This window comes from Faecalicatena contorta, from assembly GCF_021531995.1.
GTDB lineage: Bacteria > Bacillota > Clostridia > Lachnospirales > Lachnospiraceae > Dorea_A > Dorea_A contorta_A.
Genome location: NZ_JAFBIZ010000139.1, coordinates 1 through 6,554 on the forward strand (window position 1 = coordinate 1; position 6,554 = coordinate 6,554).

The 6,554-nt window shown below is 41.3% G+C and carries 6 protein-coding genes; all 6 read right to left on the reverse strand.

Going from position 1 to position 6,554, the window contains the following annotated elements; genetic code table 11:
• Window positions 1-405 precede the first annotated feature (405 nt).
• Window positions 406-885, reverse strand: a complete 480-nt coding sequence (locus JQM82_RS13835; RefSeq protein WP_235250978.1) for a glycine/sarcosine/betaine reductase component B subunit — start codon at window positions 883-885, stop codon at window positions 406-408.
• A gap of 17 nt (window positions 886-902) precedes the next feature.
• Window positions 903-1,670: a proline reductase cluster protein PrdD gene (gene prdD, locus JQM82_RS13840; protein ID WP_235250980.1), complete on the reverse strand. Its 768-nt coding sequence runs from the start codon at window positions 1,668-1,670 to the stop codon at window positions 903-905.
• A 177-nt stretch (window positions 1,671-1,847) separates the two neighbouring features.
• Complete coding sequence (gene prdB / locus JQM82_RS13845) at window positions 1,848-2,573, reverse strand: D-proline reductase (dithiol) protein PrdB (RefSeq protein ID WP_235250982.1); 726 nt, start codon at window positions 2,571-2,573, stop codon at window positions 1,848-1,850.
• A 2-nt stretch (window positions 2,574-2,575) separates the two neighbouring features.
• Window positions 2,576-2,872, reverse strand: a complete 297-nt coding sequence (locus JQM82_RS13850) for a CBO2463/CBO2479 domain-containing protein (protein WP_235232232.1) — start codon at window positions 2,870-2,872, stop codon at window positions 2,576-2,578.
• Window positions 2,873-2,888: 16 nt separating this feature from the next.
• Window positions 2,889-4,757, reverse strand: a complete 1,869-nt coding sequence (gene prdA, locus JQM82_RS13855) for a D-proline reductase (dithiol) proprotein PrdA (protein WP_235250983.1) — start codon at window positions 4,755-4,757, stop codon at window positions 2,889-2,891.
• 113 nt (window positions 4,758-4,870) lie between these two features.
• A complete protein-coding gene (prdC, locus tag JQM82_RS13860; protein ID WP_235250984.1) occupies window positions 4,871-6,286 on the reverse strand; it encodes a proline reductase-associated electron transfer protein PrdC in 1,416 nt (471 codons plus the stop codon).
• Window positions 6,287-6,554 lie beyond the last annotated feature (268 nt).

The window sequence follows — 6,554 nt, forward strand, 5'->3', positions numbered from 1 at the left end:
ACTTTACTCCATTGACACATTAAAGCAAAAATGCTATATTAATACCAACTTAAAGAAAGACAAACCAATGGCGGTTTTCTCATACATGAGGGGACTGCTATTTTAAAAATTTTTTCTTTAAGAATAACCAGTTTGGTTGTTATTGCAGTTATGCCAGAGCCGATCATTTCCCCCAAGAATGGTCTTGCGATGGTAAACTCCAATTGATATATACATCCTCTTTACGAGGAGCATTCCCCAGCTTTGTATATAAACAAAACTGCAATGCAACGAGGAAAAACCTCTCAATGACATACCAATAAGAAAGGGCACGACATAGACAGATGTCGTGTTTTTTCTTTGTATTTATCTATGTTAAAAAGGGCTCTGCACTTTTTATGCAGAACCCTTTTATTTTATATGTCGTTATTTGTTTTCCTGATCTTTTTTTCGCATTTTTAATTTCAGCAACGCCTTTGCCTTCAGGCAATCAATACGATCCATATTGTTCTCGCCGACCACATCTGTCTCTTCACCTGTTGCACTCTTATTAATATCTACAATTGCATCCAGATAATCATTGACAACCACAAACTGTGCTACTGTACCATTGAATGTAATTCCTGTAACCGGAATACCTCTTTTGCCAATCTGCTCAACCGTATTTGTATAGTCCACATGGCTGTTTCCCCATCCATCACAGGAAACAATAACGCCATCCGCTCTCATACATTCTGCCATAACCGCAGCTCGTGTTCCCACAAACAGCTTATCTTCATTTCCATCCGGTGTTCCTACAAGAAGAATTCCAAGGAGATCAAGATCTGTATCTTCTGCTACAACCTCCAAAAGCGGGTCTCTGAAATGATGTAATGTTGTTTCTTTGGTTGATGGTCCAATTCCCATATTCTTTTCCTCCTCCCTTACTGCATAGAACGGATAATTCCGTCTCGATATTCATTTGGCGTAATCATCACCGGCATATTGCCCATATCAATGATGGATTTTGTTCCGATAGAACTAGATGGTTCCTTCGGGAACATATGCGTATCATACATCGCTCCCTGCCCCGCAACCTGTCGGATAATCAAAACACGCTTCTTTCCGGGGCGAACTACATCATGATATACATGTTTCTCTGTACACTGATTTCCATTAAATTTTTTTAATTTTTCTCTGAAAATATTGATAAATTTATCGCAAAGCAAATGAGCTTCCGTCGGTCCCGGTCTTTCCTGTCCCATACCTGCCGCAAGTGTAACATCAAAGGAAATGATCACATCATTATCTCCGGGAGTACCCGCTTTATTCAGCACAAGCTGCTCTTTCAAATTTCCTTCTGATGATCCAAATTCATGACATTGCTTTCCATTTACATCCACACCGGTAAGCATCACGTAAACTCCGGTAATTGTATGTGTAATTCCCTCCCCCAATTCTCCGAGTACCTTGGTAGAAATTGGAATAATATCCATAATCGTATTCGTCCAACGGTCATGATCTCCCGGCTGGATCACCTGAATGTCAATATCTGTGATATGCTTCGCATCCTTTAACAATTCCGGGATAATGTCTTTACAAACAGTCATCTTTCCGCCTGTTGTAATATCATTACGATCGCCTTCCACAACCGTATCCATGTGAAATGCTTTAATGGTAAGTCGACGTAATTTCTGTTCTTCAACTGCCATGTTTTCTGTGTCCTCCTTTATAAATAATTCTTTTTCATTACGTAAATTCATTTAATCTGATTACATTTTATCATACCAGTACACAAAATCAATCTTTTTATAAGACCATTCATAATTAATAATAGAATATAAAAAGGGAAATGGATCAACCATTTCCCTTTTTATATTCTATGAATATTAGATTTTTGCAACATACTCAAATGGCAATGGTACGATCTTTCCAGGTGTCTGGATCTCAACCAACTGCTCAAGAGTAGCTTTTACGATAGCTGTCTGCTGTTCCACATTGTGAGGACCACCTGCATTAGCACCCATAGGTACCAACGGAGCAACCGCACGTGGAGTACCAGTCTGACGTACAACTGGTGGAAGAGCTGCAATAATAATTGTAGGAATTCCAGCTTCTTCAATCGCTCTCTGCACCAATACTGCAGAGCGGTGACAGGTACCTCATCCAGCTGTGAGGATAGCTGCATCTACGCCTTCCTCTTTCAGCATTGCTGCTACTGCAGGGCCTGTCTCATGTTTGAATTTTTCCTGGTTTCCGCCGCCACCCATGAATCCAGCATGATAAGGAGCAGTTGCTTTAATAAATCCTTCTGCCGCTAATTCATGAAGTCTGTCGATAGGGAACATACAGTTGATATCTTTATTAACATCACTGTTATCATATCCACCATGAGATACCATCAATTTATCTGATGGGCATTTATCATCGATCTTTCTCCAAGTAAAGTCACCTGCAAGGTTAAATCTTTCCTGATCTACCTGATGTACACCTGCTGCTGTAGCAAGAGCAACTGTCATATCCTTCAACTCTTTCTCTACTGGTGTCCATACCATCGGTGGAGTAATTGGAACGAAGATTTCTGATTGTAATCCTTTAACAACCGTTAAACTCATTTTTATTCCTCCTCTTTCTTTAAACGAGTGCTCATTTCTGCTTGTTTACGACGCTCTTTTTCTAAATTACTGACGTACTTTTCATGGATTTCAGGACCAAGCTGCTCCGGAAAACTCATATGCCATCCAAATTCCTGACCAATCTTTGGTTCAGTATCACAGATAAACATTCTCTTCGGCGCTTTGAAAAATCCCAATCGTCCTTTTAAATCCACACTGATGCTGCAATCATCAACATCAACACAGATTCCCTCCATGTATATGATTCTGTCACCATATTTCAATCGTTCGTCATTCATTTAAAACACCTTATTCTTAGTTGTATCCTTTATCAATACGTTTCTGGCTAAGTGGAAGTGCCTGCTCATTTTCTACAAGATCAATTTTTGATCCGATAGCATCTTCGATCACTTCAATGTTAGTAGCCTTAACGTTCGGATTCCATTTCTTTTCAGCTGGTTTAATTACTTCACCTGCCATCTGAACTTTGAGCATCTCAAGAGCACGAATTGCATCTTCGTGGCAAAGTGTATTGTTTCCGAGGATTTCGTTCTCAATACCGCCTTCAGATTTGTTGTTATCTACCATTGCTGTCATGTACTTGTTACCAACTACAAGCGCTCCCTGAACTGCACAGTATGAAAGTCCTACTACAGGAACTCCTCTCATACCGATCTGCTCATGATGACTTGCAAAGTCGATATGGTTGTTTCCGAAACCTTCTGTAGTAATAAATGCACCGTCAACGTCCATCATTTCTACGGTCTGACCAAGTCTTTCAGATACATAGAACTTCTCAGCGTTGATCTGTGGAGATCCAACAAAGATTACACCACAAAGGTCAATTTCTGGATCAGCAAGTGCCTCAAGTACAAGTGGCTCTCTCCAGTAATGTCTTGTCATCTCTTTAGATGCAGGTCCGATACATGTAAGAGCGTGGATACATCCATCAAGAACTTCCAATGGGCTCATACATACTGGAAGGTTACCAAGGTCAACGTTAGCTCTTGCTCCAAGAATTCCACATGGTTCTACCGGAAGGATGAAGTTATCATGCATAGCTCCCTGTCCCATGATTTCTTTACAAATAACTACTTTCTTCTGACCCGGGTGACGAACCTGAACGAATTCCTCTGTATCTACTACAAGGTCTTCTTCAAGCTTCTTCAATGCTTCACGGATTTCCTGTGTGATAATATCAAATGCTGTATGTGCAGCCATAGGTCCACGACGTTCCATGTTTGTCTTTTCCTGAACTACGATATTACCTTTGATAAAGATTTCTCCCTTATCTGGACATCCCGGACGTCCCCACATAATGTTTTCATCCATATATCCTTCTGAAGAACCGAACTCACCGATCTGAACTCCACCTTCGTCTGTTCCTGAAAGCATCATGATAGCGCCATCGATTACTCTTGTAACGCCCTGTCCAATCTTAGCATCGCCTTCTTTTGTTGCGATTGGCTGAACATCCATGATTGTCTCAGAATATGTGTGATACTCCTTTGGTGTAACGATTTCAAGATGGAAATCTTTAACAAGATCAGAATTAGCAATTACATCTGCTTCAATACCTTCACGGATTGTAAGAACTGTTCCTTCGATCTTTGTCTCTGGTCCTCTCTTAACTTCTGTGATAGCAAAATGTTTTCTTGTAAGGCTTCTTACAACCTTTCCTTCTTTTGCTACTTCTTCAGCTGTCGGAGCTACCGGAGCTGCTGCTGGAGCTGCTGCCGGAGCTACTTCTACTACCTCAGCGCCTCCGCCAAGTGCACCAACCGGAATAGAAAGATCAATATCTTTTCCTTCACCAATGTGGATTTTAAGAACTCCGCCTGCAACTGCTGTTGCTGCCGGAGCTGCTGCTGCCGGAGCTGCTACTTCTGGAGCTGCTTCCTCTGCTTCTTCCTCTGCTTCTTCCTCTACAGAATCTTTTGCTCCCTCAACAACATCTGCTGTCAGTGGTGAAAGAGAATCAAGAGTTTTTGTAAGTTTTGCTCCTAAAATTTGTCCAATTTTTAAGCATCCATCAAGATTCAATAATCCAGAGTCAACTAACTCATCAAAAATTGCTGGATCTTCAAGATTTGCTGGTTCAATAATGATTCCAGCCTCTGCTCTACAGCATAACACTGCAGGATCATTTGCATGTTGTTTCGCTGTTTCAGCTGTAATAGACATATTGTTCCCTCCTTTTAATTACTTTGCTAATCGTGATAATTAACATATATATAATTGCTCCGTAAAAAGTCATATCGGGGAATCACTCCTTACTTCCGCAATTTATACCATAACTAGTCTTCTACATCAATATCCTGGTCAACCCATTTAGATACTGTAAGCTGACGATACTGTGCGTGACCAACTGCTCTCATAACATGGTCTGTCTGATGGAATACTTTAAGTCCCATCTGAGGAGCAGATGCCATAACTGTGTTTGTACAGTCTGAACAGTTACCAATAATAATATATTCGCAGCCATCTTTCTTAAACTGCATATTGTTTTTAACCTGTCCAGGACAGTTTCCAGGACGAAGGCACTTAAGTGGTGCACCCGGTTTGTTCTCAATTGCCTGTTTACATCTGCATACGGACACAACTTCACCATGCATTTTCTCTGCGATCTCACGCATACGTGCTTCATTACCGCCACACGCACAGACAAGAAGCCCTACTTTCTTACCTGTAAGGTCTGGCATTTTGTATGTTGTAAGGATACCACCTGTTGTCTTTGTCGTTGGCTCATCAAGCTCTACTGCACGTCCTGTGAACGCTCCACCCATGATAATTTCGCCAACTTCATCCGGTTTATCAAGTCCGCCGGCTTTTTCGATCATCTCGCCAACAGATACACCAATCGGAACATCCATGAATACATGTGCTGCATTTCCGCCTTTGATATTTCCACGTACTGTCATATTTTTGCTGATACATGGTCTCTTTTCATCAATTGCCTCAGCAACTCTTGCTGCTGTCTCAAGGTTAACAACAACCGCTCTTGCCGCTGACGGAAGCTGTGTTGTATCAAGATTCAATCCAAGGCACTCACGAACAACCGCACGCTCTTCACCCATTGGGTAAATATCCGGAAGCAGGTGTAATGAAATGTTCTCTTCATTTTCAATTGCTGCCAGCAATGTTTTCACAGCTTTTTTGTTTTTCTTCTTAATTGCAAAGATTGCTTTGTCAGCCTGTGTAATCTCCATACAGTATTTTACACCCCGAAGGCATTTATCACATTGTTCTTCAAGCTGTCTGATGTTGTGCTCAAGCCCCGGCTCACACTCTGCTGCATTTACTAAGATGTAGCTATATTTTCCCGGCTCTTTCACATCATCAATCTCCGGATTGATCTCTGGATTCATCTCTCCAAGTGGTGTCTCAGAAAGGTTAATATTCAATTTGACTCCTGTAGGGAATCCCGCACCACCCATACCGACAACACCGGCTGCCTTTACCATATCAAGCTTGCTTGCATCCGCTGGAACATCAATCGGAACAAATTCGTCCGGCTGTTCATCTGCCGCCTCGATAATAACGCGATCATCTGTAATCTCAACTACCTTACCGTATACACTTGAGAAAATATTTGCCCCAAGTCCGGTAGGAGTTGCAATGAGTGTACCTTTTTTCACTTCAGCTCCGACTTCTACACACGGAGCACACGGAGCACCTACGTGCTGACGTAATAATAACTGCACTCTTCCCATAACACTCTTCTCCTTTTCTCTCTTTTATATATGCAAGAAGCCCGATACCTCGCCAACTTCTTAACACTCCAAATCAAGAAATAAACTCAAAAAATATCATACGAAAACACATCTCATATTCGTCTGACATTTTCTCAACGCTTTTGTCACTTATTAATATTATCTATAATAATTTTTTTCGACTATTATTTAACGAAAAAAGCATCTTTTTTGGCGGAGGCATGTGGGAATCGAACCCACCCAGGACGCTCTTAACGCCCCACACTAG